24 protein-coding genes are annotated in these 24,194 nt (G+C 59.1%); 17 read left to right on the top strand and 7 right to left on the bottom strand.

What is annotated here, in order from left to right; all coding sequences use genetic code 11:
- Window positions 1–36 precede the first annotated feature (36 nt).
- From PMI01S_RS20415 to PMI01S_RS20425, 3 genes are all read right to left on the bottom strand, one after another.
- Window positions 37–1,353, bottom strand: a complete 1,317-nt coding sequence (locus PMI01S_RS20415; RefSeq protein ID WP_084321877.1) for an MFS transporter — start codon at window positions 1,351–1,353, stop codon at window positions 37–39.
- A 197-nt stretch (window positions 1,354–1,550) separates the two neighbouring features.
- Window positions 1,551–2,786 (bottom strand): HlyC/CorC family transporter, encoded by a 1,236-nt coding sequence (locus PMI01S_RS20420; RefSeq protein ID WP_084321878.1) that lies wholly within the window; start codon window positions 2,784–2,786, stop codon window positions 1,551–1,553.
- A gap of 12 nt (window positions 2,787–2,798) precedes the next feature.
- A complete protein-coding gene (locus tag PMI01S_RS20425; protein ID WP_084321879.1) occupies window positions 2,799–3,611 on the bottom strand; it encodes a cytochrome C assembly family protein in 813 nt (270 codons plus the stop codon).
- 195 nt (window positions 3,612–3,806) lie between these two features.
- On the opposite strand from PMI01S_RS20425, the gene ffh reads away from it, so the two are divergent.
- The 10 genes from ffh (at window position 3,807) to PMI01S_RS20480 (ending at window position 13,396) form a co-directional block, all read left to right on the top strand.
- Window positions 3,807–5,183, top strand: coding sequence for a signal recognition particle protein (gene ffh, locus PMI01S_RS20430; protein WP_084321880.1), 1,377 nt, complete (start codon window positions 3,807–3,809; stop codon window positions 5,181–5,183).
- A gap of 250 nt (window positions 5,184–5,433) precedes the next feature.
- Window positions 5,434–5,685, top strand: coding sequence for a 30S ribosomal protein S16 (rpsP, locus tag PMI01S_RS20435; RefSeq protein ID WP_003198088.1), 252 nt, complete (start codon window positions 5,434–5,436; stop codon window positions 5,683–5,685).
- 5 nt (window positions 5,686–5,690) lie between these two features.
- On the top strand, window positions 5,691–6,227 hold the full coding sequence (rimM, locus tag PMI01S_RS20440) for a ribosome maturation factor RimM (protein ID WP_017340266.1): 537 nt from the start codon (window positions 5,691–5,693) through the stop codon (window positions 6,225–6,227).
- Between the two features lie 2 nt (window positions 6,228–6,229).
- Window positions 6,230–6,982, top strand: a complete 753-nt coding sequence (gene trmD, locus PMI01S_RS20445; RefSeq protein ID WP_007897583.1) for a tRNA (guanosine(37)-N1)-methyltransferase TrmD — start codon at window positions 6,230–6,232, stop codon at window positions 6,980–6,982.
- A gap of 45 nt (window positions 6,983–7,027) precedes the next feature.
- Window positions 7,028–7,378 carry a 50S ribosomal protein L19 gene (gene rplS / locus PMI01S_RS20450; protein ID WP_003175895.1) on the top strand — a complete coding sequence of 117 codons (351 nt, stop codon included), beginning with the start codon at window positions 7,028–7,030 and terminating at the stop codon, window positions 7,376–7,378.
- A 99-nt stretch (window positions 7,379–7,477) separates the two neighbouring features.
- Window positions 7,478–8,374 (top strand): site-specific tyrosine recombinase XerD, encoded by an 897-nt coding sequence (xerD, locus tag PMI01S_RS20455; RefSeq protein ID WP_084321881.1) that lies wholly within the window; start codon window positions 7,478–7,480, stop codon window positions 8,372–8,374.
- Between the two features lie 257 nt (window positions 8,375–8,631).
- The gene (dsbC, locus tag PMI01S_RS20460) at window positions 8,632–9,363 is read left to right on the top strand and encodes a bifunctional protein-disulfide isomerase/oxidoreductase DsbC (protein ID WP_084321882.1); all 732 of its coding nucleotides are present in this window, start codon (window positions 8,632–8,634) and stop codon (window positions 9,361–9,363) included.
- Window positions 9,364–9,497: 134 nt separating this feature from the next.
- Window positions 9,498–10,802 (top strand): homoserine dehydrogenase, encoded by a 1,305-nt coding sequence (locus PMI01S_RS20465; RefSeq protein ID WP_027924910.1) that lies wholly within the window; start codon window positions 9,498–9,500, stop codon window positions 10,800–10,802.
- A gap of 66 nt (window positions 10,803–10,868) precedes the next feature.
- Window positions 10,869–12,278 carry a threonine synthase gene (gene thrC, locus PMI01S_RS20470; RefSeq protein ID WP_084321883.1) on the top strand — a complete coding sequence of 470 codons (1,410 nt, stop codon included), beginning with the start codon at window positions 10,869–10,871 and terminating at the stop codon, window positions 12,276–12,278.
- A gap of 833 nt (window positions 12,279–13,111) precedes the next feature.
- The gene (locus PMI01S_RS20480) at window positions 13,112–13,396 is read left to right on the top strand and encodes a DUF3509 domain-containing protein (protein WP_084321885.1); all 285 of its coding nucleotides are present in this window, start codon (window positions 13,112–13,114) and stop codon (window positions 13,394–13,396) included.
- A gap of 175 nt (window positions 13,397–13,571) precedes the next feature.
- On the opposite strand, the gene PMI01S_RS20485 is transcribed toward PMI01S_RS20480, so the two are convergent.
- Together PMI01S_RS20485 and PMI01S_RS20490 are read right to left on the bottom strand one after the other, a co-directional pair.
- Entirely contained in the window at window positions 13,572–14,531 is a 960-nt protein-coding gene (locus tag PMI01S_RS20485) for a TIGR02285 family protein (RefSeq protein WP_084321886.1), read from the bottom strand.
- Complete coding sequence (locus PMI01S_RS20490; protein WP_084321887.1) at window positions 14,485–15,684, bottom strand: CaiB/BaiF CoA transferase family protein; 1,200 nt, start codon at window positions 15,682–15,684, stop codon at window positions 14,485–14,487. The genes PMI01S_RS20485 and PMI01S_RS20490 overlap by 47 nt, the downstream gene beginning before the upstream one ends.
- 150 nt (window positions 15,685–15,834) lie before the next feature.
- Here PMI01S_RS20490 and PMI01S_RS20495 point away from each other — a divergent pair, with 150 nt between their 5' ends.
- The 3 genes from PMI01S_RS20495 to PMI01S_RS20505 all read left to right on the top strand — a co-directional run bounded on the left by PMI01S_RS20495 (window position 15,835) and on the right by PMI01S_RS20505 (window position 19,519).
- Window positions 15,835–16,377 carry a YaeQ family protein gene (locus tag PMI01S_RS20495; RefSeq protein ID WP_084321888.1) on the top strand — a complete coding sequence of 181 codons (543 nt, stop codon included), beginning with the start codon at window positions 15,835–15,837 and terminating at the stop codon, window positions 16,375–16,377.
- A 58-nt stretch (window positions 16,378–16,435) separates the two neighbouring features.
- On the top strand, window positions 16,436–18,145 hold the full coding sequence (recJ, locus tag PMI01S_RS20500) for a single-stranded-DNA-specific exonuclease RecJ (protein ID WP_084321889.1): 1,710 nt from the start codon (window positions 16,436–16,438) through the stop codon (window positions 18,143–18,145).
- 267 nt (window positions 18,146–18,412) lie between these two features.
- Window positions 18,413–19,519 (top strand): NADH:flavin oxidoreductase/NADH oxidase, encoded by a 1,107-nt coding sequence (locus tag PMI01S_RS20505; RefSeq protein ID WP_084321890.1) that lies wholly within the window; start codon window positions 18,413–18,415, stop codon window positions 19,517–19,519.
- A 208-nt stretch (window positions 19,520–19,727) separates the two neighbouring features.
- Here PMI01S_RS20505 and PMI01S_RS20510 read toward each other — a convergent pair whose 3' ends face one another.
- Window positions 19,728–21,353: a glucan biosynthesis protein D gene (locus PMI01S_RS20510; RefSeq protein WP_084321891.1), complete on the bottom strand. Its 1,626-nt coding sequence runs from the start codon at window positions 21,351–21,353 to the stop codon at window positions 19,728–19,730.
- 416 nt (window positions 21,354–21,769) lie between these two features.
- Here PMI01S_RS20510 and PMI01S_RS20515 point away from each other — a divergent pair, with 416 nt between their 5' ends.
- Window positions 21,770–21,955 carry a hypothetical protein gene (locus PMI01S_RS20515; RefSeq protein ID WP_017340256.1) on the top strand — a complete coding sequence of 62 codons (186 nt, stop codon included), beginning with the start codon at window positions 21,770–21,772 and terminating at the stop codon, window positions 21,953–21,955.
- An 80-nt stretch (window positions 21,956–22,035) separates the two neighbouring features.
- Here PMI01S_RS20515 and PMI01S_RS20520 read toward each other — a convergent pair whose 3' ends face one another.
- Window positions 22,036–22,905: a response regulator transcription factor gene (locus PMI01S_RS20520; protein ID WP_084321892.1), complete on the bottom strand. Its 870-nt coding sequence runs from the start codon at window positions 22,903–22,905 to the stop codon at window positions 22,036–22,038.
- 406 nt (window positions 22,906–23,311) lie between these two features.
- Between PMI01S_RS20520 and PMI01S_RS20525 the strand changes: the two genes are divergently transcribed.
- The 3 genes from PMI01S_RS20525 to PMI01S_RS20535 all read left to right on the top strand — a co-directional run bounded on the left by PMI01S_RS20525 (window position 23,312) and on the right by PMI01S_RS20535 (window position 24,189).
- Window positions 23,312–23,503: a Flp family type IVb pilin gene (locus PMI01S_RS20525; RefSeq protein ID WP_084321893.1), complete on the top strand. Its 192-nt coding sequence runs from the start codon at window positions 23,312–23,314 to the stop codon at window positions 23,501–23,503.
- Window positions 23,504–23,654: 151 nt separating this feature from the next.
- Entirely contained in the window at window positions 23,655–23,846 is a 192-nt protein-coding gene (locus PMI01S_RS20530) for a Flp family type IVb pilin (RefSeq protein ID WP_084321946.1), read from the top strand.
- Window positions 23,847–23,997: 151 nt separating this feature from the next.
- Window positions 23,998–24,189 (top strand): Flp family type IVb pilin, encoded by a 192-nt coding sequence (locus PMI01S_RS20535; RefSeq protein WP_084321894.1) that lies wholly within the window; start codon window positions 23,998–24,000, stop codon window positions 24,187–24,189.
- Window positions 24,190–24,194 lie beyond the last annotated feature (5 nt).

The raw sequence follows: 24,194 nt of genomic DNA on the forward strand, positions 1-24,194 counted from the left end.
ACCTTGTAGGAGCCGGCTTGCTGGCGATTCGATCTATCAGGCCACCCGATTCAAATCGTTATGCCGCGTCTCCTTCAGGCACAGCACCGCAATCAGACTCAGCACCGCCGCCCCGGACACATACCCGCCGACATAACTCAAGCCGCCCATCGCCACCAGCTTCTGCGCGAAGAACGGCGCCGCCGAGGCTCCGACAATTCCGCCCAGGTTGTAGGCTGCTGATGCGCCGGTATAGCGCACGTGTGTCGGAAACAGCTCCGGCAGCAGCGCACCCATCGGTGCGAACGTCACGCCCATCAGAAACAACTCGATGCACAGGAACAGCGCCACGCCCCAGGTCGAACCCTGGGTCAGCAGCGGTTCCATCAAGAACCCGGACAGAATCGCCAGCACGCCACCGATGATCAGCACCGGTTTGCGCCCATAACGGTCACTGGCCCAGGCCGACAACGGCGTCGCAGCGGCCATGAACAGCACGGCGAAGCACAGCAGCGCGAGGAAGGTTTCGCGGGTGTAGCCCAGCGTCGACACGCCGTAACTCAGTGAAAACACCGTCGAGATGTAGAACAGCGCATAGCACACCACCATCGAACCGGCGCCCAGCAGCATCGGCGCCCAATACTGGCTGAACAGCTCGACCAGCGGGATCTTCACCCGTTCCTGACGGGCCATGGCATTGGCGAACACCGGAGTTTCGTGCAGCTTGAGGCGCACGTACAGGCCGACCATCACCAGCGCGGCGCTGAGCAGGAACGGAATCCGCCAGCCCCACGAACGGAACTGTTCGTCGTCCAGCGTCATCGCCAGCGTCAGGAACAAACCATTGGCGGCGAGAAAGCCAATCGAAGGGCCGAGTTGCGGAAACATGCCGAACCAGGCGCGCTTGCCCTTGGGCGCATTCTCCGTCGCCAGCAATGCCGCACCGCCCCATTCGCCGCCCAGGCCCAAACCCTGGCCGAAGCGCAGCACGCACAGCAGGATCGGCGCCCAGGCCCCGATGCTGTCATAACCCGGCAGCACGCCGATCAGCGTGGTGCACACGCCCATCAGCAGCAAGGAGGCGACCAGAGTCGATTTGCGCCCGATGCGGTCACCGAAATGGCCGAACAGCGCCGAGCCCAGCGGCCGAGCGAGGAAGGCGATGCCGAAGGTGAGAAATGCCGACAGCATCTGGGCGGTGCCGGAGGTCTGCGGAAAGAACACCGGGCCGATCACCAGCGCAGCGGCAGTGGCATACACGTAGAAGTCGTAGAACTCGATGGCGGTGCCGATGAAACTCGCGGTGGCCACTCGGGTGGCGGAGTTCGTCGGTTGCGCGGGCATGGTTTCGGTATAAGTCGTGCTGGTCGTCATGCGGTTATCCCTGACAGTCATGTGCCCCAGTGGAGCGAATTATTATGGTTGAACACCCAGGGATGTGGGTTTGAAGCGGAGTGCGGGTAGCACGGGGGTGGGGCGGGGCTTGGGTAAGCGGGATCGATTATGCCATGGTCGATGCGGCTTTTTGTAGGAGCCGGCTTGCTGCGGGCGGCTCCTGCAGAATGGGGTGGTCAGACAGTTGTGTGTGTCGCAGCTGTATGCCAGATCAACACGCGAGTAACGCGATTGTCTTCCGTCTCCAGGATTTCCAGCCGATAACGCCCGATCTTCAGGCACACCGCGCTGTCCGGAATCGTCTCCAGCGCCTCGGTCACCAGCCCGTTAAGGGTTTTCGGGCCATCGCTGGGCAAGTGCCAGCCGAGGCTTTTGTTCAGGTCGCGTATCGACGCTGCCCCATCGATCACCAGGCGTCCATCGGCCTGCGGATGGATGTGCGGGTTGTCCAGGCTGTGCTGGCTTTCGAATTCGCCGACGATTTCTTCAAGAATGTCTTCCAGGGTCACGATGCCCAGCACTTCGCCGTACTCGTCGACCACCATGCCCAGGCGCCGCTGCTGCTTGTGGAAATTCAGTAATTGCAGTTGCAGCGGGGTGCTTTCCGGTACGAAGTACGGATCGTGACATGCGGCCAGCAGCGCTTCGCGGGTCAGCTGGCCATCGGGCAGCAGATGGCGGATCTGCCGGGTGTTGAGCACTGCTTCGACCTGATTGATGTCGCTGTGGAAAACCGGCAGGCGCGTGCGCCGATTGGCGCGAAGCTGTTCGAGGATTTCTTCGATCGAGTCGTCGAGGTTGATCCCGTCGACATCACTGCGCGGCACCAGAATGTCGTTGACTGTGATGTTGTCCAGCGCGTGGATGCCCGACACCGGATGCGGGCGACAGACAGACTGTTCAAGGTCGTCGCGCCGATCATTCGGCGTCTCGTCTTCGCTCTGCTGCACCACATTGGCCTTGCGGGCAAACGGTCGCATCAGCAACTGGCTGATGCCGTTGAGCAGCCAGGCGGCCGGGTAAATGATTTTCAGGGGGGCGCCAAGCAGGGTGTTGCCCAGGGACAGGATCGCGTCAGGGTAGCGAGCGGCGAGGGTGCGCGGCAGATAGTCGGCGAACACCAGCAGAATCACGCCGGCGCCGAGGCAAGCCGCCCATGGACCATTTTCGGCCCAGGTGAAAATCGCCAGCAAAGTGCTGATGACTACCACCAGTGCGCGGCACAGGGTGTTACAGAGAATCAGGCTGTTGAGCGGAAAACTCAGCTTCGCCACCGGCTTGTCGCTGGAGCGCGAGGCCGTGCGTTGGGCCAGCAAGTGCTGCTGCGCCGCCTCGATGGCGGTAAACAGCCCCGACCATAAAATCAACAGGGCCACTACAGCGAGCATCGGCCCTATGGGCAAGTCGTCCATTAATGCCGCCCGTCAGATGTGCAGGATGTATTCACGGACCAGCTTGCTGCCGAAATACGCCAGCATCAGCAGGCAGAAACCGGCGAGGGTCCAGCGAATGGCCTTGTGTCCGCGCCAGCCGAGGCGGTTACGACCCCAGAGCAGCACGCTGAAGACGATCCAGGCCAGGCACGCCAGCAGGGTTTTGTGCACCAGGTGCTGGGCGAACAGGTTGTCGACAAACAGCCAGCCAGAGATCAGTGACAGCGACAACAGCGTCCAGCCGGCCCAGAGGAAACCGAACAGCAGGCTTTCCATGGTTTGCAGCGGCGGGAAGTTCTTGATCAGCCCGGACGGATGCTTGTGCTTGAGTTGATGGTCCTGAACCAGCAGCAGCAAGGCCTGGAACACCGCGATGGTGAACATGCCATACGCGAGGATCGACAGCAGGATGTGCGCAAGGATGCCCGGCTCTTCATCGATGATCTGCACCGTGCCGGCCGGGGCGAACTGCGCCAGTAGCACGGTCGCGGCACCCAGCGGGAACAGTAATATCAGCAGGTTTTCCACCGGAATCCGCGAGCAGGCCAGCAGGGTCAGGGCGATGACCGCAGCGGCGATCAGGCTGGCGGCACTGAAGAAATCCAGGCCCAGGCCGATGGGCGTCAGCAGATGGGTGAACAGGCTGGCGCTGTGAGCCAGCACGGCCAACACGCCGAGCGTGACCAGCAGGCGTTTGTTCGCCTTGGCGCCGGTGGCCAGGCGAGTGCCCTGATAGATAGTCGCAGCGGCGTATAAGAAGGCGGCGGCGAGGGTAGTCAGCAAACTGGGTGACAAGGGGAGCATAAATCCTGTTAGGCAAGCCCGAAAGGCGCTGAGTTTGGCATAGAACCCACACACCACGAAAGTGCGAGGTGTCCGCCAGTCACAGTCTTCGCTATAATCCGCGACCTGCCCACGCCGCAGGCTCGCCGAGCACATGTTGATTCCGGTCTGGGCCGCCATTATCCCGGTCTACACAGGGCCTGAAAGGATCGCGCAATGTTTGAAAACTTAACCGACCGTCTCTCGCAGACGCTGCGCCATGTCACCGGCAAGGCCAAGCTGACCGAGGACAACATCAAAGACACCCTGCGCGAAGTGCGCATGGCGTTGCTCGAAGCCGACGTCGCCTTGCCGGTCGTCAAAGACTTCGTCAACTCGGTCAAGGAACGCGCCGTCGGCACCGAGGTGTCGCGCAGCCTGACGCCGGGCCAGGCCTTCGTGAAGATCGTCCAGGCCGAACTCGAAAGCCTGATGGGCGCGGCAAACGAAGACCTGAACCTGAGCGCCGTCCCGCCTGCCGTCGTATTGATGGCCGGTTTGCAGGGCGCGGGTAAAACCACCACCGCCGGTAAACTTGCGCGCTTCCTTAAAGAGCGCAAGAAGAAGTCGGTCATGGTCGTGTCCGCGGACGTTTACCGTCCTGCGGCGATCAAGCAGCTGGAAATGCTCGCGGGTGAAGTGGGCGTGACCTTCTTCCCGTCCGACCTGAGCCAGAAGCCGGTCGAGATCGCGCAAGCGGCTATTAAAGAAGCAAAGCTCAAGTTTATTGATGTGGTCATCGTCGATACCGCCGGTCGCCTGCACATCGACGAAGAGATGATGGGCGAGATCAAGGCGCTGCACGCCGCGATCAACCCGGTCGAAACGCTGTTCGTGGTCGACGCCATGACCGGTCAGGACGCCGCCAACACGGCCAAGGCCTTCGGTGATGCACTGCCGCTGACCGGTGTGATCCTGACCAAGGTCGACGGTGATGCCCGTGGCGGTGCCGCGCTGTCGGTTCGCGCCATCACCGGCAAGCCGATCAAGTTCATCGGTATGGGCGAGAAGAGCGAAGCGCTCGAACCGTTCCACCCTGAGCGTATCGCGTCACGCATCCTCGGCATGGGCGACGTGCTCAGCCTGATCGAGCAGGCAGAAGCGACCCTCGACAAGGACAAGGCCGACAAACTGGCCAAGAAGCTGAAAAAAGGTAAGGGCTTCGATCTCGAAGACTTCCGCGATCAGCTGCAACAGATGAAGAACATGGGCGGCCTTGGTGGCCTCATGGACAAACTGCCGAACATCGGCGGCGTGAACCTGGCGCAAATGGGCAATGCCCAGGGCGCGGCAGAGAAACAATTCAAGCAGATGGAAGCCATCATCAACTCCATGACCCCGGCCGAGCGCCGCGACCCTGAGATGATCAGCGGTTCACGCAAGCGCCGGATCGCCATGGGTTCCGGCACCCAGGTGCAGGACATCGGTCGCTTGATCAAGCAGCACAAGCAGATGCAAAAGATGATGAAGAAGTTCTCCGCGAAAGGCGGAATGGCCAAAATGATGCGCGGCATGGGCGGTATGTTGCCCGGCGGCGGCATGCCGAAAATGTAAAGAATCCGCGCCGGCAGTCATGTCGGCGCAGACCCGCAGGGATGCGGGATCTCCAGCAAACCCGCGCTTGGCGGGAGCTGACTGGCCGTTTTCAACGACGGCTCTATAGCAAATCTGGATGGCGGCCGATAGACCGCCGGAAAAAGTCATTTGCAAAAGTCCGGATATTCCTTAGAATATGCGGCCTTTCGGGCACCTATGCCCGCTGTGCCTTTAGATTTGCAGCACCGACTACAGGAACGATGTTCACATGCTAACAATCCGTCTTGCCCTTGGCGGCTCCAAAAAGCGCCCGTTTTACCACTTGACCGTAACCGACAGCCGCAACCCGCGCGACGGTTCGCACAAGGAACAGGTTGGTTTCTTCAACCCTGTTGCTCGTGGTCAAGAAGTTCGTCTGTCCGTGAACCAAGAGCGCGTAGCCTACTGGCTGAGCGTTGGTGCACAGCCTTCTGAGCGCGTTGCTCAGTTGTTGAAGGAATCTGCTAAGGCTGCGGCCTGAGCAATATGAACGCGACGCCAGCTGTTGCTGATGATTTGATCGTTATCGGCAAAATTTATTCTGTTCATGGCGTTCGCGGCGAAGTGAAGGTGTATTCCTTTACTGATCCAATCAAGAACCTGCTGGACTACAAAACCTGGACGCTCAAGCGTGACGGCAATGTAAAGCAGGTAGAGCTGGTCAGCGGACGCGGGAATGACAAGTTCCTGGTCGCAAAGCTCAAGGACCTCGATGATCGTGAAGAAGCTCGTCTTCTGGCCGGTTATGAGATCTGCGTGCCGCGCAACCTGTTCCCGGAACTGACCGACGGCGAGTACTACTGGTACCAGCTGGAAGGTCTCAAGGTTATCGACACCCTCGGGCAACTGTTCGGGAAGATCGATCACCTGCTGGAGACTGGCTCGAACGATGTCATGGTGGTCAAGCCTTGCGCTGGCAGCCTGGATGATCGCGAACGCCTGTTGCCCTATACGGAGCAATGCGTGTTGGCCATCGACCTGGCAGCAGGCGAGATGAAGGTGGATTGGGACGCGGACTTCTAAACGTGGCTAACTTGCGCGTAGAAGTGATCAGTTTGTTTCCCGAGATGTTCTCCGCCATCAGCGAGTACGGCATCACCAGTCGGGCGGTGAAACAGGGGCTCTTGCAGCTCACCTGTTGGAATCCGCGAGACTACACGACGGATCGACATCACACTGTGGACGATCGCCCATTTGGCGGTGGCCCGGGCATGGTGATGAAGATCAAGCCCCTGGAAGATGCTCTGGTTCAGGCCAAGGCAGCAGCCGGGGAGGCGGCGAAGGTGATTTACCTGTCCCCCCAAGGCCGTCAACTGACTCAGTCGGCGGTACGCGAGTTGGCGAATCTGGATGCATTGATCCTGATTGCCGGCCGCTATGAAGGCATTGACGAGCGTTTTATTGATGCTCATGTCGATGAAGAGTGGTCGATTGGCGACTATGTACTGTCTGGCGGCGAGCTGCCGGCGATGGTCCTGATCGATGCGGTTACACGACTGCTGCCTGGAGCTTTAGGGCATGCGGACTCCGCCGAGGAAGATTCCTTTACGGATGGTTTGCTGGATTGCCCGCACTACACCCGACCGGAGGTGTATGCGGATCAGCGTGTTCCCGACGTATTGCTAAGTGGCAATCACGCGCACATCCGGCGTTGGCGTTTACAGCAGTCCCTTGGTAGGACCTTTGAACGACGCGCCGATCTTCTGGAAAGCCGCTCGCTTTCTGGAGAAGAGAAGAAGCTGCTCGAGGAATACATCCGCGAGCGGGACGATAGTTAACAACGTATCGATGGTAGATCCGACGATTTACCTTAGGAGCACAGCATGACTAACAAAATCATCCTTGCACTCGAAGCAGAGCAGATGACCAAAGAGATCCCTACCTTTGCCCCGGGCGACACCATTGTCGTTCAGGTGAAAGTGAAGGAAGGCGACCGTTCGCGTCTGCAAGCGTTCGAAGGTGTTGTTATCGCCAAGCGTAACCGCGGCGTAAACAGTGCTTTCACCGTTCGTAAAATCTCCAACGGTGTTGGCGTAGAGCGTACTTTCCAGACCTACAGCCCGCAAATCGACAGCATGGCCGTTAAACGTCGCGGTGACGTACGTAAAGCCAAGCTGTACTACCTGCGTGACCTGTCCGGTAAAGCAGCTCGCATCAAGGAAAAACTGGCTTAAGTCCAGCTTCCGATGCAGAAAAAAGCAGCCTACGGGCTGCTTTTTTGTTGCCTGCGATTTATCTTCCCTGACCGTACTGTCGGTCTTGCCTGAGCCTTTATGCCCGCCATCGATCATCCCTTGATAGACCAGTTTCTCGACGCGCTGTGGCTGGAGAAAGGTCTCTCCGATAACACCCGCGATGCCTATCGCAGCGACCTGGCCCTGTTCAACGGCTGGCTGCAGGACAAAGGGCTGGAGTTGATCAACGCCGGCCGCGAATTGATCCTCGATCATTTGGCCTGGCGCCTGGAACAGAACTACAAACCCCGTTCCACTGCGCGATTTCTCTCGGGTGTTCGTGGCTTTTATCGCTATCTGCTGCGGGAAAAATTGATCGCGGTCGATCCGACGTTACGCGTCGATATGCCTCAACTCGGTAGGCCGTTGCCCAAATCCCTGTCGGAAGCAGACGTAGAAGCACTGTTGAAGGCTCCGGACTTGAGCGAAGCGATCGGCCAGCGAGACCGCGCCATGCTTGAAGTGCTTTACGCCTGCGGCCTGCGGGTGACGGAGCTGATCAGCCTGACGCTGGAGCAGGTCAACCTGCGCCAGGGCGTGCTGCGAGTGATGGGCAAGGGCAGCAAGGAGCGGCTGGTGCCGATGGGCGAGGAGGCGATTGTCTGGGTCGAGCGCTACATGCGTGACGCCCGTGGCGAGTTGCTCGGGGGGCGTCCCAGCGATGTACTGTTTCCCAGCCAGCGCGGCGAGCAGATGACGCGCCAGACCTTCTGGCACCGGATCAAGCATCAGGCCAAAGTCGCCGGAATCGGTAAATCGCTGTCCCCACACACCTTGCGCCATGCCTTCGCCACGCATTTGCTCAACCATGGCGCCGATTTGCGGGTGGTGCAAATGCTGCTCGGCCACAGCGATCTGTCCACGACTCAGATCTACACCCACGTCGCCCGGGCGCGTTTGCAGGATCTGCACGCCAAACATCACCCCCGCGGTTGATCACATCCCTTGTGGGACCGGGCTTGCTCGCGAATGTGGTGTATCAGTCGACATCTTCTTTGACTGGCACACCACATTCGCGAGCAAGCCCGCTCCCACATTTGAATCTGCGTAGACCAGAATGTCGTGCGACAGGCGCATTCGGCCACAGGGGCCTTATGTGGTAGGCTTTGCCGGTTTGCACGATGGGCGGTTATGACCCGGTGTTTCGGCACGGGCGTTCTGATCGTCCCATTTGTCCGCCTTCAGGAGTTCTCATGCGTCTGACCCAGATTTTCGCCGCCGCAGCCATTGCGTTGGTCAGCACCTTTGCCGTCGCCGATGACGCGGCCGACAAAGCCATCCGTAAAAGCCTGGAAACCCTCCAGCTCGAAGTGCCGGTAGAAAGCATTTCCGCCAGCCCGTTGCCTGGCCTGTACGAAGTCAAACTCAAGGGCAGCCGCGTGCTCTATGCCAGCGCCGACGGCCAGTACGTGGTTCAGGGCTACATGTTCCAGCTCAAGGACGGCAAACCGGTCAACCTCACCGAGAAGGCCGAACGCCTGGGCATTTCCAAGCTGGTCAACGCAATTCCTGTTGCGGAAACCGTGGTTTACCCGGCCATCGGCGAAACCAAATCGCACATCACCGTCTTCACCGACACCACCTGCCCGTACTGCCACAAACTGCATGCCGAAGTGCCTGAGCTGAACAAGCGCGGCATCGAAGTGCGTTACGTCGCGTTCCCGCGCCAGGGCCTGGGCTCGCCGGGTGACGAGCAACTGCAAGCAGTGTGGTGCTCCAAAGACAAGAAAGCCGCCATGGACAAAATGGTCGACGGCAAGGAAATCAAGGCCGCCAAGTGCGATAACCCGGTTTCCAAACAGTTCGCCCTCGGTCAGTCGATTGGCGTGAACGGCACACCGGCCATCGTTTTGGCCGACGGTCAGGTCATTCCGGGCTACCAGCCTGCGCCACAAGTCGCCAAACTGGCGCTGGGCGCGAAGTAAATTCGCATCGTCACGGCCAGCCTTTGACGATCATGGTCCGGTGGCAACATTTGCCGGGCCATTAATAGAGAGCCGCGAGCATGCGGTTGTTTTCACGGCCGGCCTTGAGTCGGCCGTTTCATGGGGAGTTCACAGTGAAACCGGTCAAAGTAGGCATCTGTGGGTTAGGGACCGTCGGTGGCGGTACCTTCAACGTACTTCAGCGCAACGCCGAGGAAATTGCTCGTCGTGCCGGGCGTGGAATCGAAGTGGCACAAATTGCCATGCGCACGCCAAAGCCTCAGTTCCAAACGACCGGTATTGCGATTACCAACGATGTCTTCGAAGTGGCCACGAACCCTGAGATCGACATCGTTATAGAGCTGATGGGCGGCTACACCGTTGCCCGCGAGCTGGTACTCAAGGCCATCGAGAATGGCAAGCATGTGGTCACCGCGAACAAGGCGCTTATCGCCGTTCACGGTAATGAAATTTTCGCCAAGGCTCGCGAGAAAGGCGTGATCGTGGCATTCGAAGCGGCTGTGGCCGGTGGCATTCCGGTGATCAAGGCGATCCGTGAAGGCCTGTCGGCCAACCGCATCAACTGGGTTGCCGGCATCATCAACGGCACCGGCAACTTCATCCTCACCGAGATGCGCGAGAAGGGTCGCACCTTCGAAGACGTACTCGCCGAGGCGCAGGCCCTGGGTTACGCCGAAGCCGATCCGACCTTCGACGTTGAAGGCATCGACGCGGCCCACAAGCTGACGATCCTGGCGTCCATCGCGTTCGGCATCCCGCTGCAATTCGACAAGGCTTACACCGAAGGCATCACCAAGCTGACCACGGCTGACGTGAATTACGCCGAAGCGCTGGGCTATCGCATCAAGCACCTGGGCGTCGCTCGCAGCACGGCGGCTGGCATCGAGTTGCGCGTACACCCGACGCTGATCCCGGCCGATCGCCTGATCGCCAACGTCAACGGTGTGATGAACGCGGTGATGGTCAACGGTGACGCCGCCGGTTCGACACTGTTCTACGGCGCCGGCGCCGGCATGGAGCCGACCGCTTCGTCGGTGATCGCCGACCTGGTGGACGTGGTTCGCGCCATGACCTCCGATCCGGAAAACCGCGTGCCGCATCTGGCCTTCCAGCCGGACTCGCTGTCGGCGCATCCGATCCTGCCGATCGAAGCCTGCGAAAGCGCCTACTACCTGCGCATTCAGGCCAAGGACCATCCGGGCGTGCTGGCTCAGGTCGCGAGCATCCTGTCGGAGCGCGGCATCAACATCGAATCGATCATGCAGAAAGAAGTCGAAGAGCATGACGGTCTGGTGCCGATGATCCTGCTCACTCACCGTGTGCTGGAACAGCACATGAACGACGCGATCGCCGCCCTCGAAGCCCTGACAGGCGTGGTCGGTCCGGTCGTACGGATCCGCGTCGAGCACCTGAACTAAGCCGTTATCGTTCACCGGGCCTGCGTGCGGGCCCGGGTTTGCGAACACTGTCTATTGGAGCCAGTCATGCGTTATATCAGTACCCGCGGCCAGGCACCGGCCCTGAATTTCGAAGACGTCCTGCTGGCCGGTCTCGCCACCGACGGCGGTCTGTACGTCCCGGAAAACCTGCCACGTTTCACCCAGGAAGAAATCGCTTCCTGGGCCGGCCTGCCCTATCACGAACTGGCCTTCCGGGTGATGCGCCCGTTCGTCACCGGCAGCATCCCGGATGCCGATTTCAAAAAGATTCTTGAAGAGACTTACGGCGTGTTCTCGCACAACGCCGTCGCGCCGCTTCGTCAGTTGAACGGCAACGAATGGGTGCTGGAGCTGTTCCACGGCCCGACCCTGGCGTTCAAGGACTTCGCCCTGCAACTGCTCGGCCGTTTGCTCGACTACGTGCTGGAAAAACGCGGTGAGCGCGTGGTGATCGTTGGCGCTACGTCCGGCGACACCGGTTCGGCCGCCATCGAAGGCTGCAAGCACTGCGAAAACGTCGACATCTTCATCCTGCACCCGCACAACCGGGTGTCCGAAGTGCAGCGTCGCCAGATGACCACCATCTTCGGCGAGAACATCCACAACATCGCCATCGAAGGCAACTTCGATGACTGCCAGGAAATGGTCAAGGCGAGCTTCGCCGACCAGAGCTTCCTCAAAGGCACGCGCCTGGTGGCGGTGAATTCGATCAACTGGGCGCGGATCATGGCCCAGATCGTTTACTACTTCCACGCAGCCCTGCAACTGGGCGGACCGGCGCGTTCGGTGTCGTTCTCGGTGCCGACCGGCAACTTCGGCGACATCTTCGCCGGTTACCTGGCGCGCAACATGGGGCTGCCGATCAACCAGTTGATCGTTGCCACCAACCGCAACGACATCCTGCACCGCTTCATGAGCGGCAATCAGTACGTCAAGGAAACCCTGCACGCCACGTTGTCGCCGTCGATGGACATCATGGTGTCGTCGAACTTCGAACGCTTGCTGTTCGACCTGCACGGTCGTAACGGTGCGGCGATCGCCGGGCTGATGGATTCGTTCAAGCAGGGCGGTGGTTTCAGCGTTGAACAGGAGCGTTGGACTGAAGCGCGCAAGCTGTTCGATTCGCTGGCTGTGGATGATGCGCAAACTTGCGAAACCATTGCTGAGGTTTACGAGCAGACGGGTGAGTTGCTGGATCCGCACACGGCCATTGGCGTGAAGGCTGCGCGTGAATGCCGTCGTAGTCTGGATATTCCGATGGTGATCCTTGGCACTGCGCACCCGGTCAAATTCCCGGATGCGGTGGAGAAGGCGGGTGTCGGCAAGGCGTTGGAATTGCCGGCGCATTTGGCTGATCTGTTTGAGCGGGATGAGCGTTGCACGGTGTTGCCGAATGACTTGAAGGCTGTTCAGGCGTTTGTCAGTCAGCATGGGAATCGTGGCAAGCCGTTGTAATCGGATGGATTGATTGGGGGCATATCCGTTGCTGCGGTAACGGCGGCTATTGGTTTCGCTTTTACAGCGAGTCACTTTGGAAAAGCCGGAATGCCGGCCCAGCCCAAAGTAACCAAAGGGCTCTTGCCCCCGGTGCCTCGCTTCGGTCCTGCTCCGCAGGCCCGCCGCCATCGGCCATCCATGGCCGGGGGGCAGCTAACCCGGCATCCATGCCGGGTTGCCCACTGCGCAGAACCGGAACGAAGCCTAGCCGCCGAGGCGTGGCTCATTTTGCGTACGCGTTCTCCTTCTCTGCTGCGGCCACTCACTCCGGATATACACACCGCTCCCCTGTAGGAGCCGGCTTGCTGGCGATGGCATCCGTTCCGTCACGCACTCATTGCCTGATCCACCGCTATCGCCAGCAAGCTGGCTCCTACGGGGGAGCGTATTTATCCAAACACATCTGCATTCCCCTTGTAGGCGCCAGCTTGCTGGCGATGGACGTCAACGATAACGCGGGCTGCCTGAATGAACGCGTCGTCTGGACGCTTTTCGCCAGCAAGCCGGCTCCTACAGGACATCGCGTACGCTTTTGCTTTTCACCACGCTTGGCGCTCCTCCAAGGGGCTCAATAGCCGCCCTCACCGAAGAAACGGATATCCACCCGATCCCGATCAACCACCAAAACCCAGGCCATACACAAACCTGTCATCTCCCCCATGCATGCTCCATCAACCAGAGACGCCGATGCGTCTGCAACTGAAATCCAGAACTTTCTTCTCGGGCCAATGGTCACTTATTGTGAACACGCCCCAGGCACTTCGTTTTCGGACTATTGAGTGGTGATCGAGATGGAAAGTATCAGTCTATTGCTCGGTGAGGCTCTGAGCCCGTATCAGGTAACGTTGACCCCATCAGGCACCCACGGCGAATGCCTGGTGACACTGAAGAGCTCGACCGGCGCCATCGTGGTCGAACGGGCATTCAATCAGGCTCAGTTGAGCGACAAACGTCTGCTCACGGATGTCGTCGACGGGTTGCATCGCGATCTGATGATTGCCGAAGGACGCCTGGAACCCTGCGTAATCGCGGCATTGCGCAATGCGGCACAGGACAAGGTCCTGGGCCGGCCGTAAGTGAATTATTTTTTACGGGAACCTTACGGGCCCAAGGTCAGTCAGAGCATGTAACAGCAGGATCAAGCATTGTGCTCCGGTGCTTGTAACCCTGCTGCTACTGGTCTTTTTGTAGACCACGTTTAACCCCGAGATGTCTCCCCACTTCTCGGGGTTTCTTTTTGCCCGCGATTTGTCATGGCTGCGCCTGTTGCTCGAAATACTGCCTGGATTCTTCCAGATAGGCGCCGCGACTTTCCGGGTCGAGCCACGCGGCGTACGCCTCGCTCAAGCGCTCATGGGGCAGTTTTCGCAGCAATTGATTGATCTCGACAATTGCCTGCCGGCCTTTGGGCGTGTCGGTGCAGCCGATGTAACCGGACAGGAATTTCTCCGCGCCGCGAATCGGGTAAAACAGCAATTCATCCTCGGCGATCCCTTGCTGCTGAGCCTGGTAGCGGATTTCCGGGCGGTACCCCAGCAAGAGCCGCAAGCGCCCCAGACGTTGCATTTGCAACAGGCTACCCAAGGCGTCGTTGCCGTAGTGCGGGGTGAGCGAGTCAGCCGGTGCCTGTTTGAGCAGCGCGTCGAGGTACTCACCGTAGTTGCGCTCGGCAATAATGCCCAGCTTCTCGCCGCCGCTCGCCAGGAAGGCAGTCAGGTCCAGTTCACCGTCCTGGATGAAGGGCGCAAGGGTCTCGCGGTCAACGCGCCGCACAGCCACGCCGTTACTCATCGCCCGAAACACCGGAATGGAAAATGCGATCCAGCGCTCGCGTTCCTTGCTCCGGTTCAACGCTGCATCACACGTAAGGGAAGGCTCGTGGAGCATTTGCAAGGCGCGAGCGCGATTGACCCGCATCAAGGTGTGTTCGTATTGCGGCATGCCGGCGATCAACAGCGGTAACAGTTGATCGATGACGCCCTGGCCTTTTTTCGGTCCTTCGAAAATCGTCAGCGGGGGGAGATCCCGCAACAGCCAGACCATGGTTTCCTTGGGTTGTGCCATCGCTGATGGCGTCGGAACAACGAGCATCAACACGGCCGCGAGCGCGTATACCGCCCTCGCGCGGTGGTGAGTGATAAGCAGCGAAAGCAGGCACTTCAGACTAGATGGCCCCGTCTTCACGCAGCTTTGCGATCTGTTCCTTGTCATAGCCAAGATCGTTGAGTACCTGCGCATTGTGTTCGCCCAACTGCGGCCCGACCCATTGCGAACTGCCGGGTGTCTCTGAGAGTTTCGGCACGATTCCCGGCATCTTGAAATCTTTGCCGTCCGGCAGCTTCGCTTTCAGGAACATTTCCCGCGCCAGGTACTGCGGATCATTGAACATGTCTTCGGCACTGAAGATCCGGCTGGCGGGAACGTCGGCCTGATTCAACTGCTCGATGATGGTGTCCAGCGGCAGCGAATTGACCCAGCGATCAATCACTCCATAAATCTCGTCGCGCCGGCTGTCACGCCCGTCGTTGCTGGCCAGCGCCGGGTCATTGGCCAGGTCTTCACGGCCGATGATCAGCATGAAACGTTTGAAAATCGCATCGCCGTTGGCGCCGATCTGCACATGTTTGCCATCGGCGCTGGTGTGGATCGAGGAGGGGGTGATGCCGGGCATGATGTTGCCGGTGCGTTCGCGAATGAAGCCGAACACGTCGAACTCCGGGACCATGCTTTCCATCATGGCGAAGATCGCTTCGTACAGCGCCACATCCACCACTTGACCGAGACCGCCGTTGACCTCGCGATGACGCAAAGCCATCAACGCACCGATCACGCCCCAGAGCGCGGCAATCGAGTCGCCGATGGAAATCCCGGTGCGCACCGGTGGCCGATCCTCGAAACCGGTGATGTAGCGCAAGCCGCCCATGGATTCACCGACGGCGCCAAAACCCGGTTGATCCTTCATCGGCCCGGTCTGGCCGAAACCCGAAAGGCGCACCATCACCAGTTTCGGGTTCAGTGCGTGCAAGACGTCCCAACCCAGACCGAGCTTTTCCAACACGCCGGGGCGAAAATTCTCGATCAGGATGTCTGCTTCACCGAGCAGCTTTTTCAGGATCGCCAGGCCGTCCGGGTGTTTCAGGTTCAAGGTCAGGGACTTCTTGTTGCGTGCCTGAACGAACCACCACAGTGACGTGCCTTCATACAACTTGCGCCATTTGCGCAGCGGATCACCGCCGTCGGGGGATTCGATCTTGATCACTTCGGCACCGAATTCGCCGCAGATGCGCGAGGCAAACGGCCCGGCGATCAACGTGCCCAATTCGATGACTTTCAGGCCTGAGAGTGGTTTGGCGGTGAACGGCATACTGGTGGATCCTGTAGGACAAGGACTTGGCTGATACAGCGTTTTAGCACAGCCCGCTGTCAGTCGCTCACGGTTGATGGTCGCGAATTCGTTGATTGTCTGCCGCATCGGTTAGACTTGCCGCCTTTCCACGTATCAAGAAGCCCGTTCATGGCCCAGCCGTCCACGACCTACAAGTTTGAACTGAACCTCACCGACCTCGATCGCAGCATTTACGAGACGGTGAAGCAGACCATCGCCCGTCACCCGTCGGAAACCGAAGAGCGCATGACTGTGCGACTGCTGGCCTACGCCTTCTGGTACAACGAGCAGCTGTCGTTTGGCCGTGGTCTGTCAGACGTGGATGAACCCGCCCTGTGGGAAAAGAGCCTCGACGACCGTGTCCTGCACTGGATCGAAGTCGGCCAGCCAGACGCTGATCGCCTGACCTGGTGCTCCCGCCGCACCGAGCGCACCAGTCTGCTGGCCTACGGCAGCCTGCGCGTCTGGGAAACCAAAGTGATCCCGGCGATCAAGAACCTGAAAAACGTACACATCGCTGCTGTGCCGCAGGAAGTCCTGGAAACCCTGGCCAAAGACATGCCGCGCGTTATCAAGTGGGACGTGATGATCAGCGAAGGGACGATTTTCGTCACCGACGACCGTGGTCAGCACGAAGTCCAGTTGCAGTGGCTGAGCGGCGAACGCGGCTGATTTTTCACCGCGTCATCCGGTTTTATCCTACGTATTCAAGAGAAGCATCTGTCACCCCATGCGCATCGAACCTCGCCTGTTGCCCGACACCCTGCCATTTCTCGGTGATCTGCCGCCGCTGCTGACCCGCCTGTATGCGGCTCGGGGCGTGTTGTCCGAGGCTGAACTGGACAAGAGCCTGGCGCGGCTGATTCCGTTCCAGCAGCTAAAAGGCATTGATGCCGCGGTGGATTTGCTGGTGACAGCCCTGGAACAGCGGCAGCGGATTCTGATCGTCGGCGACTTCGATGCTGACGGCGCGACGGCCAGTTCCGTCGGCATGTTGGGCTTGCGCCTGCTGGGCGCGGCGCATGTCGACTATCTGGTGCCGAACCGTTTCGAGTATGGCTACGGCCTGACACCCGAAATCGTCGAAGTGGCGCTGACCCGCACACCGCAGCTGTTGATCACCGTGGACAACGGCATCTCCAGCGTTGAGGGGGTGGCCGCGGCGAAAAAGGCGGGTCTTCGCGTGTTGGTCACCGACCACCACTTGCCCGGTGATGAACTGCCGTTGGCCGATGCCATCGTCAATCCCAACCAGCCGGGTTGCGGATTTCCGAGCAAGGCATTGGCCGGTGTCGGGGTGATTTTCTATGTGCTGATGGCCCTGCGCGCGCGTCTGCGCAGCCTCGGCTGGTACGAGAGCACACCGCAGCCGAACATCGGCGAGTTGCTCGATCTGGTGGCGCTCGGCAGTGTCGCCGACGTGGTGCCGCTGGACGCCAACAACCGGATTCTCGTCCACCAGGGCCTGGAGCGAATTCGCGCCGGACGCGCACGACCGGGGATCAAGGCGATCCTTGAAGTCGCCAAGCGCGACCACACGCGCATTACCTCGACCGATCTCGGGTTCATCGTCGGCCCGCGCCTGAACGCGGCGGGGCGGCTGGATGACATGAGCCTGGGCATCGAATGCCTGCTCACCGACGATGCCGGGCTCGCCCGGGAAATGGCCGTTCAGCTCGATGGCATGAACCAGGACCGCAAATCCATCGAGCAAGGCATGCAGCGCGAGGCGCTGGCCCAGCTCAAGGACTTGCCGGTTGAGTCGATGCCGTTCGGCCTGTGCCTGTTCGATCCCGAGTGGCACCAGGGCGTCATCGGGATCCTCGCTTCACGTATGAAAGAGCGCTATTTCCGTCCGACGATTGCCTTTGCCGATGCGGGCGATGGCATGCTCAAGGGGTCGGGGCGTTCGGTTCAGGGCTTCCACATTCGCGACGCCTTGAGCGTGGTGGCGGCGCAGCATCCAAACCTGATCAGCAAGTACGGCGGCCACGCCATGGCGGCAGGTTTGACGTTGCCGGAAGCGAATTTTCCGCTGTTTGCCGAAGCCTTTGACGCTGAAGTGCGTAGGCAATTGCGCGAGGAAGACCTGACCGGGCGACTGCTGTCGGACGGGACGTTGGCGGTCGAGGAGTTTCACCTTGAACTGGCCCGCGCCCTGCGTCATGCCGGTCCGTGGGGACAGCACTTCCCGGAGCCGTTGTTTCATGGGGTATTCCAGTTGGTCGAGCAGCGCGTTGTTGGCGAACGGCACCTCAAAGTGGTGCTGAAAAGCGAATGCGGCTCGGTGAAGCTGGACGGCATCGCGTTCGGTATTGACCGCGATATCTGGCCGAATCCGACGATCAAATGGGTGGAACTGGCCTACAAACTCGACCTTAACGAGTTTCGCGGGAATGAGACGGTTCAGCTGATGATTGCCCACATCGAACCGCGTTGACCCCATCGCCGGCAAGCCGGTTCCTACAGGATTTGCGCACATCCTGTAGGAGCCGGCTTGCTGGCGATGGCGATTTCCCTCACGCCGAATCTCTCGGAACCCTCCCTCATCCCCCATTGTCGACTAGGCTCTAAGCACTGCTTGATTGGCCTTGTGACGTCTTGTCAATTTTTTGCCCGCGGGGGCGGGTGCTGCACTTTTTTCCTGTCACTCGTCGACTTTTCAAACAGAACCCTGGAGCCTGCCCACTGAGACGAGAGGTGCCCCATGAGTCTGCTGCTTGAACCCTATACCCTTCGCCAACTGACCCTGCTAAACCGTATCGCCGTATCACCGATGTGCCAGTATTCCAGCGTCGATGGCCTGGCCAATGACTGGCACCTGGTGCACCTCGGCAGCCGTGCTGTCGGCGGCGCCGGTCTGATTTTTACCGAAGCCACGGCCGTCACCGCCGATGGACGCATCACCGCCGAAGACCTCGGTTTGTGGAATGACCAACAGATCGAGCCGCTGCAACGCATCACTCGCTTCATCGCCGCCCAAGGCGCCGTCGCCGGCATTCAGTTGGCCCACGCCGGGCGCAAGGCCAGCACCCATCGGCCGTGGATCGGCAAGCACGGCAGCGTCAAACCGGAAGACGGCGGCTGGACCCCGGTCGGCCCTTCGCCAATCGCTTTCGATCCGCAACACACACCACCGAAGCAGCTCGATGAGGGCCAGATCGCCGAGGTTGTCCAAGCGTTCGTCGACTCGGCGAAACGGGCCCTGACCGCCGGTTTCAAAGTCGTCGAAGTCCACGCCGCCCACGGTTACCTGCTGCACCAGTTTCTTTCGCCCCTGAGCAATCAGCGTCGCGATCAATATGGCGGTTCGTTCGAGAATCGTATTCGGCTGGTGCTGCAAGTCACCAAAGCGGTCCGCGCGGTGTGGCCAGAGGAGTTACCGGTGTTCGTCCGTGTGTCGGCCACCGATTGGGTGGAAGACGGCTGGAACCCTGATGAAACCGTTGAACTGGCGCGACGCCTCAAAGACTTGGGCGTGGACCTGATTGACGTCTCCTCGGGCGGAACGGCGGCCAACGCGGAAATTCCTACAGGTCCCGGTTATCAAACCCGCTTCGCCGAACGTGTGCGCAAGGAGTCAGGCATTGCGACCGGCACTGTAGGAATGATCACAGAGCCGGCGCAGGCCGAGCACATTCTGCGCACCTGTCAGGCGGACATCATCTTCCTCGCCCGTGAGTTGTTGCGCGATCCGTACTGGCCGTTGCATGCCGATGACGACCTGGGAGGGCGCAAGGCGATCTGGCCGGCGCAGTATCAGCGCGCGACGCATCGGGATCAGCCGATTCATGAGTCGGATTTGCGTGACTGAGTGATGCGGTAAAAGCAAAAAGCCCCGGTTCAGTTGACCGGGGCTTTTTGCATTCCTGCTCTGGATTTTTGGTGTTTGTTCGGCCGTCATCGCGGGCAAGGCCGCTCCCACATTTGATCTTTGTCGTACACGAAATTTGTGTCCCATGAAGATTCACTGTGGGAGCGGGCTTGCTCGCGAAGAGGCCCGTTCAGACACCAAATTGCTCTCAGGTGTACTTACGCTTCTCCGGCGCCGGCGGGAAATACTGATACAGCCAGGTCTCGCTCAGCGTCCGGTCATTGGTGCGAATAAACAACCGCAGCTCCACCGGGGCCACACTGTCATTGGTCGGGAACCAGTCAAACGTAATCCGGTAGCCCTTGATGTCATCCAGCACCAGCACGTTGAAGTCTTTGACCTCGCCATTGGAGCATGTCACCACCGGTTCTATGCCCGTGCCTTCAGGCAAGCGGTCCAGCCCGCCGCCAGTGAAGTCCACCGCAAACCGGCGTGCCCAGACCTGCGGGTAATGCTCGCCCGGCGCCCAGCCCTCAGTGAAGCCGCCCATGCCCGAACGGGTCGCGGCGACCCGCGCCAGCGGCGTGCCGACCGGCGGCAAAGCGCTCCAGTACAGCTTGTAGCCGTAGTTCAGGGAATCGCCCGCCGCGACCGGTTTTTTCGGGGTCCAGAACGCGACGATGTTATCCAGGGTTTCGCCGGTCGTAGGAATTTCCAACAGATCGATAGAGCCTTCGCCCCACGCGGTCGTAGGTTCGACCCACAGGCTTGGACGCTTGCTGTACCAGTCGACCGTGTCCTGATAATTGGCGAATTCGTGATCGGTCTGCACGAGGCCGAAACCTTTCGGGTCGGTGTCGGCGAACGCGTTGAATTGCAGGGTGGCCGGATTGTTCAGTGGACGACAGATCCACTCACCATTGCCACGCCACATCGCCAGGCGATCCGAGTCGTGGATCTGCGGATGAATGGTGTCGCACATGCGGCGCTCGTGGGTGCCGCAGCTGAACATGCTGGTCATCGGCGCAATGCCGAGTTGCTCGATGGCGGTGCGCGCGTTGATGTGGGCGTCGACAGCCATGACGACCTGACTGGCCTGGCAATCGATGTCAAAACGATAGGCGCCGGTCGCGCTCGGCGAATCCAGCAGGGCATACACCACGAAACGGGTGCTGTCCTTGTCCGGGGTCTCGAACCAGAACTTGGTGAAGTCCGGGAATTCCTCGCGCTTCTTGGCATAGGTATCGACCGCCAGACCGCGGGCCGACAGACCGTACTGGCCGGTGGCGTCTACCGCGCGGAAATAACTGGCGCCGAGGAACGACAACACGTCATGCCGGTCCAGCTCAGGTGCCTTGAACAGCTTGAACCCGGAAAAACCCAGGTCGCCCGTGAGCTGCTTGGTGTCGACCGTGGTTTTTTCATAGTTGAACAGCGAAGGGCGGAAATGCACCTCCCGCGCCTGACGCGTCTTGGGGTCGACGCTGTACATGCGCACGGGCTGCTTGAAACCCATGCCGACATGGAAAAACTGCACATCCAGCTGACCTTTCAAATCCTTCCACAGGGAATGATTGGCGTCGTAGCGGATCGCGTTGAAATTTTGTGGGGTCATGGTCGCCAGGGTCGGCGGCAGCACCTGCTTGGTGTCCTGGTAGCGGTTGCCGGCGAGCTGCTTGGCCTGGATTTTCAGGGCTTCGAAATCAAAGGCTTGAGCCTCGCCATCAGCGGTGCCATTACCCGCCCAGGCCCGGGCGGCCAGCAGGCCTGTGGCGGACAAACCGGTGTAGGCAGCGATGGCCATGGACGCTTTGAGCAAATTCCTGCGATGCATAAGTACAACCTGTCGTGAACAATCCCGCGCCGTTCCTGGCACGTGCTGGATCAAAAATGGAGGTTCGGACATGCCTTCGGCCAAACGCAACGGACTTTAAACAGATGCCAAATAGCTTAAACCGTTCGGTGGCAGAGCAAAAATGATTGATGGCGTGACGATGGCTCGGCTGTGAAACAAGACATTTCCGGTAACGTTTCCCACAGCGATTTCTGATTTACAGGGCGTTTCTGCTTTTTTCGACTAATTACTCTAAAAACCGCTTTTCAGCACCCGGATAGTTTCTATTCTATGGGCATGACCGGTTTCCGCCCTCAGGCCGGTGGGATTCAGTTGGCACGAGGTGACCGCTGAAAAAGGGTAGGGCGATGCGGTTTTTGAAGTTTTCTTTTTTGACGTAAAGAGGGACATCGTCCATGTCGAAAGTACAAGGCATCACCGAAATGTTGGGAATCTTCCCTTGCCTGGGCATCGGGCGGCGAAGGCGTCGGCTTAATTCCGAGGAGTTGAAACTGGTGGAGCGGTATCGCGAGTTGTCGGAGAGTGACCGGATTGCGATGCGGTATCTGGTGGATGCGATGCGCAGTGTTTCGCGGTTTTGAGTAAGAAGCCGAGGGGCGGACTGTGAAGTCTGCCCCTTTTTCATGTACGCCCGGCATGGGCGCAATCTTGCGGGTGCCGATCAACCGCTGAGGCTTTCTATCAGGCTTTCGAGCGCTTCAGTGATATTTTCATCCTGCGCCAGTTGCGCTGCTGCAGTTGCTCTTTCTTGACGCGCCAAGCGGTATTCACTGGGCGTGCAGTTTGCGAACTGCTTGAAGGCACGAGCGAAGTAGGACGGATCCTTGAAGCCGGCCTCATAGCCGATGCTGGTAATAGGCATCTGGCTGTTGTCGAGCAGTTCTTTGGCGAAGTTCATGCGCTTGTTCAAGATGTAATCCGTGAAGCCGAGTCCATTGGCTTCCTTGAACAGGCGGCTGAAGCGAAATGTCGTCATGCCACAGCGCTGCGCCAATTCCCTTTGATCGATGCTGTCTCGAAAGTGTTGTTCGATGTACAGCATGACATTGCTCAGTGCCTGGTGTTTTTGGTGCCCTGAGGTCAGCCGGATGCTGTCGGGCAGGGTTGGGGAGTGGTCGACCAGCAGTGTCTTGCGCAGGTCGGTAACATTTCGGCGCAGCTCGCAGAGCTGAACTACAGCAGTCAGGTAGCGACTCTTCTCTGTGAGCGAGAGCGGGAGCACCATGTATTCCCAGACGCTGGAACGCATGGCCCAGACGGCCAGTTCCTCTGAGTGCTGCACGGTGAACATGGTGATCGGGATGGCCGGTGTGCTGCGTTTGATCTCCAGCAACAGCCTCAAGCCTGGTGTGTCGGGGCGATCGAAATGCATGCAGATCATGTCCGCCTGTTCCCCGATGGGCAGCATGGAGTTTTTCGCCAGTTTGCAGTCGCAAGTACCCTCGAACTGCGCGATCAGTTCTTTCGTGGATCGATCATGAGTCAGATCGAACCATAGGAGCGATGGCCTTTTGGTCAAATTGGACGTCATGTCTCTACTCTGCAGGTCTGGGTGACTCTTTTCTCGAGTATTGTCAATGCGCCATCACTTTGCAGATTGAATCCTTATAGGAACGACGAGTTACAGATCTATTCGATATATGCGTTTCCTGGGCGGCTGACCGGGCCGAGTGTTTGCGGGTGTGTTGTCGACGATCCTGGGTTTAACCACTTGTCGCTTCTGAATCAATGACAATTGCCGTTGCGTTTCAATGCCTTGTTTACCCCTCTCGTGACTTCTGCAAAGGCCAATGCCCCGTATCCGGCCGCTCCGCAAAAAAGTCCTAATGATGTGCAAAATCCTCCTAACGCCTATGCCTGCTTACTGACTAGGGTTGCATCAGGCAGCACAGAAAGTTCTGCCTCAGAAAAAACAACATTCGAGTGAGGTGGGCCAAATGAACATGCAAACAATCAAGGCTTCGGTAGTGAAGTTCGCCAAAGATGAAGACGGTCTGACCATTGTGGAATACGCGGTGGCCGGCGGATTAATCACGGTAGCTGTTGCCGCAATGTTCACTCTTCTGGGCGGTGCCGTGAACACCAGAATCACAGCGCTGTGCGCTGCGGTCAAAGGCGCTGCCTGCTGATGACAGTAACCCGTTGTGGTGGTGCGCGGTGATGTTCATGGAGCAACCGGTTTTACAGTTTCTCTGATAGACCGGCAACTCAATGGACTTCGCGCAGTCCCCGCCAATGTATTTTCTGAGTCGTATGACCGATGAAGTGAGGTACAAAAAAATGAATCTGCAAACAATCAGAACTTCAATCACCCGGTTCGCCAAAGATGAAGATGGCCTGACCATTGTGGAATACGCGGTAGCGGGTGGATTAGTTACGGTAGCGGTGGCCGCAATGTTTATTCTTTTGGGTGGCGCCGTGAACACCAGAATCACAGCGCTGTGCGCTGCGGTCAAAGGTGCCGCCTGCTGATGACAGCCACTTACTGTGGTGGGGCGCGGTGATATCCATAGAGCAACCAGTTTTACAGTCTCTCTGATAGATCGGGCAACTCAATGGACTTCATGGTGTCCCCGCCAACGCACTTCTGATCCGTATCACAGTTGAAGTGAGGTATACAAAAATGACTCTGCTAACCATCAGAACTTCAATCGCCAAGTTCGCCAAAGATGAAGATGGCCTGACCATTGTTGAATACGCCGTCGCCGGTGGATTAGTTACGGTAGCGGTGGCCGCAATGTTTATTCTTTTGGGTGGCGCCGTGAACACCAGGATTACAGCACTGTGCGCGGCGGTCAAAGGTGCTGCCTGCTAACGATA

Source organism: Pseudomonas migulae NBRC 103157, from assembly GCF_002091715.1.
Lineage (GTDB): Bacteria > Pseudomonadota > Gammaproteobacteria > Pseudomonadales > Pseudomonadaceae > Aquipseudomonas > Aquipseudomonas migulae_A.

Excerpts from the sequence above, each read along its gene's own strand:
- PMI01S_RS20420 (WP_084321878.1), bottom strand. The coding sequence starts at position 2,786 with ATGGACGACTTGCCCATAGGGCCGATGCTCGCTGTAGTGGCCCTGTTG.
- PMI01S_RS20415 (WP_084321877.1), bottom strand. The coding sequence starts at position 1,353 with ATGACGACCAGCACGACTTATACCGAAACCATGCCCGCGCAACCGACG.
- ffh (WP_084321880.1), top strand. The coding sequence starts at position 3,807 with ATGTTTGAAAACTTAACCGACCGTCTCTCGCAGACGCTGCGCCATGTC.
- xerD (WP_084321881.1), top strand. The coding sequence starts at position 7,478 with ATGCCCGCCATCGATCATCCCTTGATAGACCAGTTTCTCGACGCGCTG.
- PMI01S_RS20505 (WP_084321890.1), top strand. The coding sequence starts at position 18,413 with ATGAGTCTGCTGCTTGAACCCTATACCCTTCGCCAACTGACCCTGCTA.
- PMI01S_RS20515 (WP_017340256.1), top strand. The coding sequence starts at position 21,770 with ATGTCGAAAGTACAAGGCATCACCGAAATGTTGGGAATCTTCCCTTGC.
- PMI01S_RS20535 (WP_084321894.1), top strand. The coding sequence starts at position 23,998 with ATGACTCTGCTAACCATCAGAACTTCAATCGCCAAGTTCGCCAAAGAT.
- rplS (WP_003175895.1), top strand. The coding sequence starts at position 7,028 with ATGACTAACAAAATCATCCTTGCACTCGAAGCAGAGCAGATGACCAAA.
- PMI01S_RS20520 (WP_084321892.1), bottom strand. The coding sequence starts at position 22,905 with ATGACGTCCAATTTGACCAAAAGGCCATCGCTCCTATGGTTCGATCTG.
- PMI01S_RS20425 (WP_084321879.1), bottom strand. The coding sequence starts at position 3,611 with ATGCTCCCCTTGTCACCCAGTTTGCTGACTACCCTCGCCGCCGCCTTC.
- PMI01S_RS20490 (WP_084321887.1), bottom strand. The coding sequence starts at position 15,684 with ATGCCGTTCACCGCCAAACCACTCTCAGGCCTGAAAGTCATCGAATTG.
- PMI01S_RS20480 (WP_084321885.1), top strand. The coding sequence starts at position 13,112 with ATGGAAAGTATCAGTCTATTGCTCGGTGAGGCTCTGAGCCCGTATCAG.
- rpsP (WP_003198088.1), top strand. The coding sequence starts at position 5,434 with ATGCTAACAATCCGTCTTGCCCTTGGCGGCTCCAAAAAGCGCCCGTTT.
- recJ (WP_084321889.1), top strand. The coding sequence starts at position 16,436 with ATGCGCATCGAACCTCGCCTGTTGCCCGACACCCTGCCATTTCTCGGT.
- PMI01S_RS20510 (WP_084321891.1), bottom strand. The coding sequence starts at position 21,353 with ATGCATCGCAGGAATTTGCTCAAAGCGTCCATGGCCATCGCTGCCTAC.
- thrC (WP_084321883.1), top strand. The coding sequence starts at position 10,869 with ATGCGTTATATCAGTACCCGCGGCCAGGCACCGGCCCTGAATTTCGAA.
- PMI01S_RS20525 (WP_084321893.1), top strand. The coding sequence starts at position 23,312 with ATGAACATGCAAACAATCAAGGCTTCGGTAGTGAAGTTCGCCAAAGAT.
- PMI01S_RS20495 (WP_084321888.1), top strand. The coding sequence starts at position 15,835 with ATGGCCCAGCCGTCCACGACCTACAAGTTTGAACTGAACCTCACCGAC.
- PMI01S_RS20485 (WP_084321886.1), bottom strand. The coding sequence starts at position 14,531 with ATGACAAGGAACAGATCGCAAAGCTGCGTGAAGACGGGGCCATCTAGT.
- PMI01S_RS20530 (WP_084321946.1), top strand. The coding sequence starts at position 23,655 with ATGAATCTGCAAACAATCAGAACTTCAATCACCCGGTTCGCCAAAGAT.
- dsbC (WP_084321882.1), top strand. The coding sequence starts at position 8,632 with ATGCGTCTGACCCAGATTTTCGCCGCCGCAGCCATTGCGTTGGTCAGC.
- rimM (WP_017340266.1), top strand. The coding sequence starts at position 5,691 with ATGAACGCGACGCCAGCTGTTGCTGATGATTTGATCGTTATCGGCAAA.